The organism is Sinomonas sp. B1-1, assembly GCF_050474465.1.
Taxonomy (GTDB): Bacteria; Actinomycetota; Actinomycetes; order Actinomycetales; family Micrococcaceae; genus Sinomonas; species Sinomonas flava.
Map to the genome: position 1 here is coordinate 25,394 of NZ_JBCHVF010000004.1, position 11,692 is coordinate 37,085.

An 11,692-nucleotide genomic window follows, 5' to 3' on the forward strand; every position below is an offset into this window, starting at 1 on the left:
CTGGGAGTCACAGGAGGTGACCCCCAGGTGGTGACTCTCAGGAGTTGACTCCCAGGAGGTGACTCCCAGAGGGGACTGCGAACTGGTCCGCGAGCCCCGGAAGGGCGTCCGCAAGCGAGGTGTACGCGCCGCGGCGGGCGCCGATGGGCACGACCGCGGCGATGTACCGGTCGGGCCGGACGAGGAGCTCGTGCCCCACCGCGGCGTCGAGGATCCCGGCGTCCACGGCTCCAGCCACCGTGCGCACCACCACGGGCGCCTGGCCCGGGCAGGTCACCCACAGCTCCCCCGGGCCCGCCACGGCGAGCCAGGCGAAGCCGCTCCCGAGCACGTCGTCGAGCTTCACGACGGCGCCGCCCTCCGCCGGCACCACGTCCGGCTGGGGCAGGGCGCGCCCGAGCAGGTCCGCCGCCGGCCCCGGGACATCGCGTGCCACCGGCACGGCGAGACCCCGGTGGTACCGCGGCTGGCGCAGGAACTTCATGGTCGTGAGCCAGGCCTTGACGCGCGGGGCAACTCCGAGCGCCGGGATCGCGGCGTCGCGCAGTGCGCACACGAGAGGGTTGGTGCTCATGACTACGGCACCGATGCGCTTGGAGAGCCTGACCATCTCGGCCGCGTGCGGCTTGCGCTCTGCCTCGTAGGAGTCCATCAGGCCGTCCCCCGCGCGGCCGTGGACGGCCGCGGCCACGCGCCAGGCGGCGGCTGCCGCGTCCCGCAGCCCGGCGTTGAGGCCCTGGCCGGCGAACGGCGGCATGAGGTGCGCCGCGTCACCGGCGAGCAGGACCCGGCCCTCGCGCCACCGCGAAGCCAGACGCTGCTGGGCCGTGTAGACCGCGGCCCGGCGGACCCTGAGCCTTTCCACACCCTGGTACTCCCCCACGAGAGCGCGGATCGAGGCGGGTGAGACCATCGTCGCCTCATCCTCGCCCGGCAGCAGCATGAACTCGTACCGCCGCCTTCCCTTGACCCCGGGCACGACAACGGCCGGACGGCTCCCGTTGCAGTGGAACGAGGCGTAGGGCTCCCCCTCGCCGGCGTCGAGCAGGTCGACGACGATCCACTTCTCCACCTGGGTCGAGCCCTCGAGCCCGATCCCGAGGGCCTTCCGTGCGAAGCTGCGGCCGCCGTCGCAGGCCACGAGCCACTGCGAACGGAACGTCACCTCGGTCGGCGGAGCGACGGCGTCGGCCGACGCCGTGGTGCCGCCCTGGTGCACGACGTCGCCCGTGCCCGCATCGGCCAGGGCGAAGGCCTCGTCCTGGGCCAGGTCCCCGCGGTAGCCCTGGCTGCGCGGGCCCCGGCGCACTCCGGTGAGCTCGACGCCGTCGTGCGTCTGGGCCAGGCGCGTGGCCTCCGTCCCGAAGTGGAGCTGGATTCCGGGCCGCGCCGTGGCAGCCTCCCAGAGGAGGCCTTCCATGACCGGCTGGTCGAACTGGCTCTTGCCCGGCTGGCCCAGCCGGGGGCGCGGTGGGCGCACGTCGGCGAGGACCTGCCGTCGCCTGCCCGTGTACCGCGCGCCGGTGCCCAGAAGCGTCTCCGGGGCGAGCCCGGGAAGGACGCCCAGCTGCTGCATGATGCGCAGGGCCTCGTCGGTCGCGCTGATCGCGCGCGGCTCGTCGCCGGTGCCTGGATGCTGTTCGACGACGGCGACGCTCAGGCCGGCGTCGGCCATGAGGCAGGCAGCCGTGAGGCCGGTCGGCCCGGCACCGAGGACCACGACGTCGACGTCGACACGCTCGCTCGCAGGTAGTGGCTCGGTCATGGCGGTCAGGCGTCCAGTGCCACCGTGTTGGAGAGCGTGCCCAGGCCGGTGATCTCGACCTCGACCACGTCGCCCGCGGACAGGAATCCCTTGGGCTCCATGAACAGGCCCACGCCACCCGGGGTGCCGGTGACGATCACGTCGCCGGCGGAGAGCTTCGTCCATGCGGTCACGTACTCGATGATCTGCGGGATCGAGAAGTAGAGGTCCGCCACGGAAGCGCTCTGCCGCACCTCTCCATTGACGCGGGTCTCGAGCTTGAGCTGGTCCACGTCCCCCAGGTCGGCGGCAGGGACCAGATAGGGGCCGAAGGCTCCGGTGCCGGGGAAGTTCTTTCCGGGGGTCCACTGGGTTGCGGCGAGCTGCCAGTCGCGGACGGAGAAGTCGTTGTACGCGCCGTAGCCGGCCACGTAGTCCCACGCGTCCTCGGCCTTCACCCGGTAGGCGTCCTTCGAGACGACAAGGGCCATCTCGCCCTCGTAGTCGTACTGGGTCGTCGAGGCCGGCATGAGGGCCGGGGCGAGGTGGCCCATCTGGGTGTCGGCGAAGCGCGTGAAGACGGTGGGCGCCTTCTGGTTCGTCTTGCCGGTCTCCTCCTGGTGGCTCACGTAGTTCACGCCGATGCACAGGATCTTGGCCGGGTCGGTGATGGGCGGCAGGAGGGCGACGTCTGCCTCGTCGTAGGCCGGGGCCCGGGTGACCTGTTCCTCGGACAGCGTGCCGAAGCGTCCATCGGCCACGATGTCCTTCAGGGTCGGGGCGAGGTTCGCGCCGGACGGACCGAGGTCGTGGATGCGGCCCTCGAGGGACACGCCCCAGGAGGCGGCGCCGTCGGGAGTCGTGAAGGAGACGTAGTTCATGGAAGGCCTTTCTGGTCAGGGGTGATGGGACGGGCAGTCCGGGACGGATCAGAACCGGTGGTCCACGGGCGGGATGCCGAAGGTGCGGAAGTCATCGGGCCGGCGGTCGGACCACATGTTGTACCAGTTCTCCTCCTGGCCCCACACGACCGGCTCTCGGTCGTCGTCATAGATCTGCTCGAGGTCGGTGTAGAGCTCGACGACCGCGCCGGAAGACTCGACGTAGTAGGCGGCGATGTTGTGTCCTGCCCCGTGGCGGACCGGCCCCCAGATGAGCTCGCGGCCCTTCAGATGCAGGCGGTCGCCGAGCTTCGCGAGGTCCCCGACCGACTGCGTCTGCCAGGCGTGGTGGTGGAACGTGCCACGGCCCTTGATGAGGGCGATGCCATGGTGGTCGGGGTTGCAGCGCATGAAGTAGGCGAAGTCGTCCCCGATCACGTCCGAGAGCCGGAAGTCGAAGACGCGGGAGAGGAAGAGCATCATCCCGCGGACGTCCTGCGGGTGGAAGTTGAGGTGGCCGTAGCGGTCCGGCCCGAACGAGAGTGCGCTGCGGTCGGCCTTCTGCATTCCCGTGTACACCTCGAAGATCCATCCTTCGGGCCCCGTGAAGGCGAAGCCGTCTGCGACGCCCGCGCTCAGGGGGCGGTCGGAGAGGATCGGGAGGTTCTCGGCCTCCACGCGGCGGCGCACCTCGGCGAGGGCGTCGCCGTCACGCGCGATGAGGCCGAGGGCGTGTATCCCGTTGCGGCTGGATTCGACGTAGACGAGCTCGTGGTGCACGGCGTTGGCGGCGAGGTAGACCCCGTCCTGGGTGCGCTCGGTGACCCGCAGGCCCAGGATGTCGGTGGCATCGGCAACCGACGCCGCGAGGTCGGTGGTCTGGATGGCCACGTGGCCCATCTCGCTGATCAGTCCCCAGGACATGCGTGCTCCTTCGCTCGGCCGTCTACGGCATCCTGAAGAAGACACTACCCGAAAGATTTTGCATTATCTACTGATATTGCAAAGTGCGTGAGGAGTCGCCCCCGGCTTCAGCCCACCTTGAGCCCCACCTCGCCGGCGCTGCGGATCGCGGACATCGTCGTCTGGTAGTGGGCCCGGAGGAGCGCGGCCGTCAGCCGGGGGTCGCGGGCCAGCGCAGCGGCCAGGATGTCCCGGTGCTCCTGCTCGACGTCGCGGTTCGCGTACCGGGTTGCGACGCCGGCCCAGCGCCCGTAGAGCTGGCTGAGATCCGAGAGGACACAGGTGAGGTCGATCAGGACCGGAACCGCGCACGCCTCGATGAGCTTGGCGTGGAAGGCCTGGTGCGCGTCGTTCCACGCCTCCGTGTGGACGTCGGGGTCGGAGGGATCACGGCTCTGCGTGCGCTCCAGCGTGTGATGGGCAGCGATGAGCTCGGACTCCCAGTCGAGGGTGCCGCGTTCGATGGCCAGCCGGGCGGCGAGCTCTTCGTTGACGCACCGCATCTCGGTGATGTCCTCGAGCTCGGCGAGGGAGAGTTCGGGCACGAAGAAGCCGCGGTTGGGCCGAAGCTGAACCAGCCTGTCCCCCACGAGCCGGGTGAGCGCCTCGCGCACCACCGTGCTGCTCGTCTCGTAGTGCTGGGAGAGGGCGATCAGCTGCAGCTTGGCACCGGGGTTCCAGCGTCCCGCGAGGATGTCCCGCCTCAGGGCATCGCGCAGATGCTTCGAGAGGGTCTCGGCGTCCGTCTTCTTGGCCATGCGCGAAGTATACCGAGGCGGATATTAGATAAAAACAGTTGGTCAATGCACAGCGGCGTGTCCCCCGGGCCCAGCCGGGAGCCGTCCGTGGGCCCTATGCTCCCCGCAGCCGGTCCACGACGCCGAGCAGCCCCTCGATCCCCGTGCCGAACGCGGCCTCCGGCCACGCCCCCGCGAGTGTCGAGTAGTGGTACAGGCCCTCCCCCACGAGCATGATCGCCGCGGACACCGCCGGGTCGGCAACCTCGGTCCGGATCAGCGCCAGCCATGCGGCGTCGAGCTCCTCGAGGGCCGCGAGCGCACCGGCGTGCCCGCCCTGGGCGAGGCGCACCGCCGCGACGAAGAGCCGGTCCAGGTCGCTCCCCACGCTCACCGACGTGCGCACGAAGTACCGCGACGGGCCTTCCTCGGCCGCCGCCATCGCGTCCCTGTCCTCGGCCGCGGCCTCGCGCAGCCTCATCAGGAGGCCATCGGCGAGGGCGTCCTTGCTCCCGAAGTGGTAGAGGAGCCCGCCCTTCGATACCCCGGCGGCCGCCGCGACGGCGTCCATGGTGGCCGCCCTCTCGCCGTCGGAGACGAGGAGGTCCCGGTAGGCGTCCAGGATCGCTGCGCGGGCCTTGGGGGGTCTGGGCATACGGCCACTGTACGCGGAGTTGTAGCTATACCGTCCAGCCGGTACAGTTATTCGCGTCCCCACGAATCAGGAGTTCCGATGAACCAGACCGTCCCGGTCCAGGCATCCCCCGCATCCGCCGCTCCGGCCACCCCGGCCCGTCGCTGGCTCGCCCTGACCGCGCTCATGTTCCCCGTGCTGCTCATCGCCGTGGACAACACGGTGCTGAGCTTCGCCGTCCCCGCGATCACCCTCGCCCTCGCCCCCTCCTCCACCGAGCTGCTCTGGATCGTGGACGTCTACGCGCTCGTGCTCGCGGGCCTCCTGGTGCCCATGGGCTCGATCGGGGACCGCGTCGGCCGCCGCCGCATCCTCCTGGTCGGCGCCACCGGCTTCGCCGCAGTCTCCGCCGCGGCGGCCTTCGCCACCACCCCGGGCCAGCTCATCGCAGCGCGCGCCCTCATCGGCGTCTTCGGCTCGATGATCATGCCCGCCACGCTCTCCCTGATCCGGAACATCTTCAGCGACGACCGCGAGCGCCGCCTCGCCGTCGCCATCTGGGCGGCCGTGTTCTCAGGCGGCGCGGCCCTCGGCCCGCTCGCCGGCGGTGCGCTGCTGAGCCATTTCGCGTGGGGCTCGGTGTTCCTCGTCGCGGTTCCCATGCTCATCCCCGCGCTGCTCCTCGCACCCCTCCTCGTGCCCGAGTCCCGGGACCCCGCGCCGTCGCCCGTGGACGCGGCGAGCATCGCGCTCGTGGCGGGCGGCGCCGTCGCCCTCGTGTGGGGGATCAAGGAGCTCGCGCACGACGCCGGCGCGCCGGCCGCCGCCATCCTCCTCGGGCTCGGGCTGGGCGCGCTGTTCGTGCGGCGCCAGCTGGTGCGGGCCGCCCGCGGGAAGGGCCCGATGCTCGACGTGCGGCTCTTCGCCCGGCCCGCCTTCAGCGCGGGCCTCGCGGCGAACCTGCTGAGCATCTTCTCGCTCGTGGGGTTCATGTACTTCCTGTCGCAGCACCTGCAGCTCGTGGCGGGGAAGGCGCCCCTCGAGGCGGGCTTGCTCATGCTGCCGGGAATGGCGCTGTCCGTGGCCGCCGGGCTCGCGGCGGTGCGGCTCGCCCGGCGGTTCTCGCCGGCGTCGGTCATGGTCGCGGGCCTGCTCGTGAACGCATCGGGTTACGCGGTGGTGCTCGCGTTCGGGCGGGACGGGTCGCTGCCGGCGCTGCTGGTGGGGTTCGCCGTGGTCGGTGCCGGCGTTGGCCTGGCCGAGACCCTCTCCAACGACCTGATCCTCGCCTCCGTCCCGCCTGCGAAGGCCGGGGCGGCGTCCGCGATCTCCGAGACGGCGTACGAGCTGGGCGCCGTCCTCGGCACCGCGGTGCTGGGCAGCATCCTCGGCGCGGCGTACCGGCTGGGCGTGCACGTCCCGGCGGGACTGCCGCCGGAAGCTGCGGCCCGCGCCCGGGAGACGCTCGGCGGCGCGGTCGACGCCGCGGCGCACCTTCCCACCGACGCCGCCTCCGCCCTCCTCGACTCGGCGCACCGGGCCTTCGACTCGGGCCTGGCGTACACGTCCGCGATCGGGGCGGCGCTCCTGGTGGCGGCGTCCGTCGTCGTGCACCGTGCGCTGCGGCCGCCGATCCCCGGCCAAAGTCACCGCGAATTGTCGGGTTGACGCTGGTGCCGGCGCTTCCCACCCACGGCAACCCGACAATTCGCGGGGCGAGGCGCCCTGGGGCTCAGCGCACCTTCGCCTTGAGGAACGCCACGGCCCGGGACCAGGCGAGGTCCGCCGCCTCCGGGCGATAGTTGCCCTGGGGGTTGGAATCGTTGGCGAACGCGTGCGGGGCGTCGTAGTAGAAGAACTCCACCTCCGCGCCGGATTCGCGGCGGATCTGCTCCTCCTGCTTGCGCGCGTCCTCGACCGGGTAGCTCGTGTCCTGCTCCCCGTAGTGGCCCTGGACCGCGGCACGGATGCCGGAGAAGTCGTTCGGGACGCCCTGCCCGACGCCGTAGAACGGCACCGCGGCGCTCACGCGCTCCCCCTGCTGCGCCGCGAGCTGCAGCACGAAACCGCCGCCCATGCAGAAGCCGATCGCCCCGACAGTGGAGCTCGTGACCTCGGGGCGGGACAGCAGGTAGTCGACCGCGCCGGCGAGGAGGCGCGCACCTTCCTCCTCGGGCAGCTCCTGCATCATCTGGGCGGCCTCCTCGCCGTCGTGCGCCACGCGACCTCCGTAGAGGTCCGGGGCGAGGGCCACGAAGCCCTGGCTCGCGAGCCTGTCCGCGATGTCCTTGATGTGGTCCACGAGGCCCCACCACTCCTGGATGACGATGACGCCGGGACCCGTGCCGCCGGCGGGCACGGCGAGGTAGCCGTGGGCCTCGCGGCCCGAGGACGGGAAGGTGACGTTCTGGAAGGGATGCTGATCGCTCATGGGCACACCGTACCCACCCGCCGGTCCCCTTACGCCATCAGCGCCGAACCGAGCGCGAGCCCGCCGAACGCCGCCGCGAGGCACAGCGCCATCGTCCCCACCCCGTTCACGACGGCGGCGCCCCACTTCCCGCTCAGCGCGAGGCTCACGCTCTGGTAGCTCGCAGTCGAGAAGGTCGTGTACCCGCCCAGGAACCCCGTCCCGAGCACGGCCTGGAGCGCCGGGTCGGCACCGGCGAGCACCGCGCCCGCAATGACCCCGAGCACCAGGGAGCCGGTGACGTTGATGAGGATCGTCGCGAACGGCAGCGGTCCCTTGAGCCGCCGGCTGAGCGCGGTGTCCAGCACGTAGCGCATGACGGCGCCCAGCCCGCCCGCCGCCCCGAGCAGCAGCGCCTCGCCGGGGGTCACCGCGGGTCCTCCTGGGCCCCGCTCGGCCCCTCGCGTCCGGGATCCGCGTTCCCGGGCCCCTCCCGTCTGGGGGTCGCGTTCTGGGGGTCACCCGATGTGCCCCCCAGAACGTGACCCCCAGACGGATGGGGGGCGTGGGGGTGCGCCGCGACGTGGGCCTCGGCGGCGAGCCCGCGGCGGTCCTCGCGGTGCAGCCACGCCGCCCCCGCAACGCCGGCGAGCGTCGCGGCCGCCCCGCCGAGCAGGCTCAGCGCGAGGTACCACGCGCCGTCGTCCGCGCGGCCCGCCGAGAGCAGCCGCGCGCCGTCGACCGCAAGGGTGGAGTACGTCGTGAACGCGCCGAGGAACCCCGTGCCGACGGTGAGGCGCACGAGCCGGCGCCGGCCGACGTCGGGCCCCCGGCGGGCGAGGGTCTCGAGCAGCGCCCCGAGCGCGAGCGCCCCGGCGAGGTTGACCAGCAGGGTCGCGAGCGGCCACCCACCGGGCGCGGGGATCACATCCCCGAGCGCCCAGCGGGACAGCGCCCCGAGCACCCCGCCGGCGAACACGAGCGCGAGCACGGCCGGGGAGAACGGGTGCGCGAAGCGGGGCGGCGCGGGCAGGCGCGAGGGGACGGCTGCGCGCGACCGCGCAGGGTCGCCGTGCGCAGGGGCAGCGGGCGGGGCGGCAGCGTCTCGGGTGTCTCGGGGCTGGGAGTCGGTCACGGCGCGTCGAGCCTATCGGGTTCGCCTTTGATCCGCCCGAGTGAATCCGTGGCGGCGGGGTAGCGTGAAGACCATGGACGCCTTGTCCTGGTTCACCGACTGGTTCGCTGCCGAGGACTCCGAGGTGGCTCGGTGGGTGCTGCAGCGAGGGGTCGCGGCACTGTTCTTCGTCGCCTTCCTCTCCTCCCTCAACCAGTTCCCGGCCCTCCTCGGCGGGCGCGGCCTGCTGCCGGTGCCGGAGTACCTCGAGGGCTTCCACCGCCTGCGCCGGCCGAGCCTGTTCCGCTTCCGCTACTCCGACCGCCTGTTCCGCCTGTTCTGCGCGGCGGGTCTGGCCGTGTCCGCACTGCTCGTCCTGGGCGTGCCGCAGCTGGGCCCCTGGTGGGTGCCCCTCCTGGCGTTCCTGCTGCTGTGGGGGCTGTACATGTCGATCGTGAACGTGGGCCAGACGTTCTACGGCTTCGGGTGGGAGATGCTCCTGCTCGAGGCCGGGTTCACGGTCGCGTTCCTCGGGTCGGACCAGGTCCCGCCCCCGGCGCCGATCCTGATCCTGACCGTGTGGCTCGTGTTCCGGCTCGAGTTCGGCGCCGGCATGATCAAGATCCGCGGCGGCGACGAGTGGCGCGACCTCACCGCGCTGTTCTACCACCACGAGACGCAGCCGATGCCCGGACCTCTGAGCCGGCAGTTCCACCTCCTGCCGAAGTGGATGCACCGCTGCGAGGCCGCGGGGAACCACTTCGCGCAGCTCGTGGTGCCGTTCTTCCTGTTCGTCCCGCAGCCCATCGGCTCGGTCGCCGCGGCGCTGGTGATCCTGACGCAGCTGTGGCTCGTGCTGTCTGGGAACTTCGCGTGGCTGAACTGGTCCGCGATCGTGCTCGCGTTCGCCGCGGTGGGCGACCGGGCCGTGCACTCCGTCGTCCCCTTCATCCCCGAGGACCTCGGGTGGGACCGGCCCCGCACGACGGCGTGGCCCGCCTCGGGCGACTGGGTCGCCTGGGCGTGGGTCCTCGTCGTGCTCGCCGCATCGGTGCTGCTGCTCGTGCTGTCGTGGTGGCCGCTGCGGAACCTGTTCGCGAAGCGCCAGCTCATGAACGCGGCCTTCAACCGGTGGGCGCTCGTGAACGCGTACGGGGCGTTCGGGTCGGTGACCAAGAACCGCGTGGAGATCGTCGTGGAGGGCACGCTCGACACGGTGCCGGCGGACGACGCCGAGTGGCGCGAGTACCGCTTCAAGGGCAAGCCGGGCGAGCCTGACCGGGTGCCGCGGCAGTGGGCGCCGTACCACCTGCGCCTCGACTGGCTCATGTGGTTCCTCCCCCTGCGCACTGTGCACGAGGAGTGGTTCTACGCCTTCCTCATGAAGCTCCTGGCCGCCGATCCCGCGACGCTGAGGCTGCTGCGCGAGGACCCGTTCGACGGCGAGCGGCCGCGCTGGGTCCGGGCACGCTCAGCCCTGTACGAGTTCTCGACCCGCGAGGAGTTCCGCGAGACGCACCACCGGTGGGTCATCACGCCGCTGCGGGAGGTCATCCGGCCGATCGGGCTGCGGGACGAGTGAGGGGAGCGTCGGGGGCGTGAGGCTTCGCGGGTGGTGAACTGCCTGGAGAACACGAAGGGCCCCGGTCATTGACCGGGGCCCTTCTGCTGTGCGCGAGGCGGGATTTGAACCCGCACGCCCTTTCGGACACTGGCACCTGAAGCCAGCGCGTCTGCCGTTCCGCCACTCGCGCGTGGCACTCCCCGAGACCGTCTCCGAGCCCGTGAAAGCAGCGAGAACCAGCATAGCGGAGCGCTGCGGCGATTGCGAAATCGCCTGCCGGAGGGGAGAGGATGGGCGGGCTGCATCGTTACGGGGACGGTACCTGGCCGTTCAGGCGGGACCCAGAGCCGCCCAGTAGTATCGTCACAGGACTGTGCCCGGGCGACCGACCTTCCGGATGCAGTTCGATGCACCCACCGGCATGATCGTCTACCCCGGAGAGGAGGGGCCATGGGACTGCTCGACAGGCTTGAGCGCGGCATCGAGAAAGCCGTTCACGGCGTCTTCTCCACCGGCTCCAAGGGCCAGGTCCAGCCGGTCGAGATCGCGAGCCGGCTGCGCCGCGAGATGGACCACCAGGCCTTCGCGATCGACCAGGGCCGCACGCTGGCGCCCAACGTCTTCGAGGCGCACCTCTCGGACACCGACTTCGAACGGGCCCGCGGCTGGGGCCAGCCCCTCGCCGAGGAGCTGTGCGACGTCGCGGTCAAGCACGCGCGGTCCCAGGGGTACACGCTCCAGGGACCGGTGCGTTTCACGTTCCGACACGACGCGTCCCTCAAGGGCGGCGAGTTCGAGGTCGTCTCCCGCACCGAGAAGGGCGCCCCGCGCCCCAACATCCCCGCCGCGCCGAGTCGGCAGCCCGTGCAGCTGAGCCCGGTCCTCGAGATCGACGGCCAGCGGTACTCGCTCAACGCCGACTCGGTCGTGCTCGGGCGCTCGTCCGAGGCGGACATCGTCGTCGACGACACCGGGGTCTCGCGCCGCCACATCGAGATCCGCACGGAGTCCGGCACCGCCTACGCGGTGGACCTCGGATCGACCAACGGCAGCTACGTCAACGGCCAGCGCGTCTCCGGCAGCGCGGAGCTCCGCGACGGGTCCACAATCAGCATCGGCCGCACCAAGATCGTCTTCCGCCTGCTTCCGGCACCCCGGGGAGGAAACGCGTGAATGAGCTGACGCTCACCGCTCTGCGGTTGGGCTTCCTTCTGCTGCTCTGGCTCATGGTCTTCAGCGTCGTCGGCGCGATGCGCCGCGACCTGGCCGTGGGCCGGCGCAACAAGACAGGGGCCCCCACCGCGCGGCAGGTCCGCCGCAACCCGGAGCTCGCCGAGCCTCCGGCGAGGCAGCAGGCCCACCGCCTGGTCGTCGTCGAGGGCCCCCTCGCCGGCACGAGCGTCCCGCTGGCCGACAGCCCCATCCTGCTCGGGCGCGCCCAGGAGGCCACGCTGGTCCTCGAGGACGACTATGCCTCCGGCCGGCACGCGCGCCTCTTCCCGCAGGGCAGCCGCTGGTTCATCGAGGACCTCGGGTCGACCAACGGCACCTACCTCGCGGACCAGCAGCTCACCCGTGCCCAGCCGGTCGAGCTCGGTGTGCCGATCCGCATCGGCAAGACCGTGATCGAGCTGAGGCCCTGATC

12 protein-coding genes and 1 tRNA gene are annotated in these 11,692 nt (G+C 71.7%); 4 read left to right on the forward strand and 9 right to left on the reverse strand.

Annotated elements, in window-relative coordinates; translation table 11 throughout:
• Positions 1-37: 37 nt before the first annotated feature.
• The 5 genes from ACQ5BE_RS08655 to ACQ5BE_RS08675 form a co-directional block, all read right to left on the reverse strand.
• Positions 38-1,765, reverse strand: a complete 1,728-nt coding sequence (locus ACQ5BE_RS08655; protein ID WP_430296636.1) for an FAD-dependent monooxygenase — start codon at positions 1,763-1,765, stop codon at positions 38-40.
• A 5-nt stretch (positions 1,766-1,770) separates the two neighbouring features.
• On the reverse strand, positions 1,771-2,625 hold the full coding sequence (locus ACQ5BE_RS08660) for a fumarylacetoacetate hydrolase family protein (RefSeq protein WP_430296637.1): 855 nt from the start codon (positions 2,623-2,625) through the stop codon (positions 1,771-1,773).
• 48 nt (positions 2,626-2,673) lie between these two features.
• Positions 2,674-3,549 carry a VOC family protein gene (locus ACQ5BE_RS08665; protein WP_430296638.1) on the reverse strand — a complete coding sequence of 292 codons (876 nt, stop codon included), beginning with the start codon at positions 3,547-3,549 and terminating at the stop codon, positions 2,674-2,676.
• Between the two features lie 107 nt (positions 3,550-3,656).
• Positions 3,657-4,346 carry a GntR family transcriptional regulator gene (locus tag ACQ5BE_RS08670; RefSeq protein WP_430296639.1) on the reverse strand — a complete coding sequence of 230 codons (690 nt, stop codon included), beginning with the start codon at positions 4,344-4,346 and terminating at the stop codon, positions 3,657-3,659.
• 94 nt (positions 4,347-4,440) lie between these two features.
• Complete coding sequence (locus tag ACQ5BE_RS08675) at positions 4,441-4,980, reverse strand: TetR/AcrR family transcriptional regulator (protein ID WP_430296640.1); 540 nt, start codon at positions 4,978-4,980, stop codon at positions 4,441-4,443.
• Between the two features lie 78 nt (positions 4,981-5,058).
• Between ACQ5BE_RS08675 and ACQ5BE_RS08680 the strand changes: the two genes are divergently transcribed.
• A complete protein-coding gene (locus tag ACQ5BE_RS08680; protein WP_430296641.1) occupies positions 5,059-6,627 on the forward strand; it encodes an MFS transporter in 1,569 nt (522 codons plus the stop codon).
• 64 nt (positions 6,628-6,691) lie between these two features.
• On the opposite strand, the gene ACQ5BE_RS08685 is transcribed toward ACQ5BE_RS08680, so the two are convergent.
• Genes ACQ5BE_RS08685 through ACQ5BE_RS08695 form a run of 3 tightly spaced genes read right to left on the reverse strand, consistent with a single transcriptional unit; the run spans position 6,692 to position 8,504 of the window.
• Positions 6,692-7,390, reverse strand: a complete 699-nt coding sequence (locus ACQ5BE_RS08685; RefSeq protein ID WP_413249466.1) for a dienelactone hydrolase family protein — start codon at positions 7,388-7,390, stop codon at positions 6,692-6,694.
• A gap of 29 nt (positions 7,391-7,419) precedes the next feature.
• The gene (locus ACQ5BE_RS08690) at positions 7,420-7,800 is read right to left on the reverse strand and encodes a fluoride efflux transporter FluC (RefSeq protein ID WP_430296642.1); all 381 of its coding nucleotides are present in this window, start codon (positions 7,798-7,800) and stop codon (positions 7,420-7,422) included.
• Entirely contained in the window at positions 7,797-8,504 is a 708-nt protein-coding gene (locus ACQ5BE_RS08695; RefSeq protein WP_430296643.1) for a fluoride efflux transporter FluC, read from the reverse strand. Before ACQ5BE_RS08695 ends, ACQ5BE_RS08690 begins: the two co-directional genes overlap by 4 nt.
• A 73-nt stretch (positions 8,505-8,577) precedes the next feature.
• Here ACQ5BE_RS08695 and ACQ5BE_RS08700 point away from each other — a divergent pair, with 73 nt between their 5' ends.
• On the forward strand, positions 8,578-10,065 hold the full coding sequence (locus tag ACQ5BE_RS08700) for a lipase maturation factor family protein (protein WP_430296644.1): 1,488 nt from the start codon (positions 8,578-8,580) through the stop codon (positions 10,063-10,065).
• Between the two features lie 89 nt (positions 10,066-10,154).
• Here ACQ5BE_RS08700 and ACQ5BE_RS08705 read toward each other — a convergent pair.
• Positions 10,155-10,237: transfer RNA gene (locus ACQ5BE_RS08705), tRNA-Leu, on the reverse strand.
• 260 nt (positions 10,238-10,497) lie between these two features.
• On the opposite strand from ACQ5BE_RS08705, the gene ACQ5BE_RS08710 reads away from it, so the two are divergent.
• Together ACQ5BE_RS08710 and ACQ5BE_RS08715 are read left to right on the forward strand one after the other, a co-directional pair.
• Entirely contained in the window at positions 10,498-11,220 is a 723-nt protein-coding gene (locus ACQ5BE_RS08710; protein ID WP_208711099.1) for an FhaA domain-containing protein, read from the forward strand.
• Positions 11,217-11,690 (forward strand): FHA domain-containing protein FhaB/FipA, encoded by a 474-nt coding sequence (locus tag ACQ5BE_RS08715; RefSeq protein WP_430296645.1) that lies wholly within the window; start codon positions 11,217-11,219, stop codon positions 11,688-11,690. The genes ACQ5BE_RS08710 and ACQ5BE_RS08715 overlap by 4 nt, the downstream gene beginning before the upstream one ends.
• Positions 11,691-11,692 lie beyond the last annotated feature (2 nt).

Coding starts and splice junctions, on each gene's coding strand:
- ACQ5BE_RS08655 (WP_430296636.1), bottom strand. CDS start 1,765: ATGACCGAGCCACTACCTGCGAGCGAGCGTGTCGACGTCGACGTCGTG.
- ACQ5BE_RS08660 (WP_430296637.1), bottom strand. CDS start 2,625: ATGAACTACGTCTCCTTCACGACTCCCGACGGCGCCGCCTCCTGGGGC.
- ACQ5BE_RS08665 (WP_430296638.1), bottom strand. CDS start 3,549: ATGTCCTGGGGACTGATCAGCGAGATGGGCCACGTGGCCATCCAGACC.
- ACQ5BE_RS08670 (WP_430296639.1), bottom strand. CDS start 4,346: ATGGCCAAGAAGACGGACGCCGAGACCCTCTCGAAGCATCTGCGCGAT.
- ACQ5BE_RS08675 (WP_430296640.1), bottom strand. CDS start 4,980: ATGCCCAGACCCCCCAAGGCCCGCGCAGCGATCCTGGACGCCTACCGG.
- ACQ5BE_RS08680 (WP_430296641.1), top strand. CDS start 5,059: ATGAACCAGACCGTCCCGGTCCAGGCATCCCCCGCATCCGCCGCTCCG.
- ACQ5BE_RS08685 (WP_413249466.1), bottom strand. CDS start 7,390: ATGAGCGATCAGCATCCCTTCCAGAACGTCACCTTCCCGTCCTCGGGC.
- ACQ5BE_RS08700 (WP_430296644.1), top strand. CDS start 8,578: ATGGACGCCTTGTCCTGGTTCACCGACTGGTTCGCTGCCGAGGACTCC.
- ACQ5BE_RS08710 (WP_208711099.1), top strand. CDS start 10,498: ATGGGACTGCTCGACAGGCTTGAGCGCGGCATCGAGAAAGCCGTTCAC.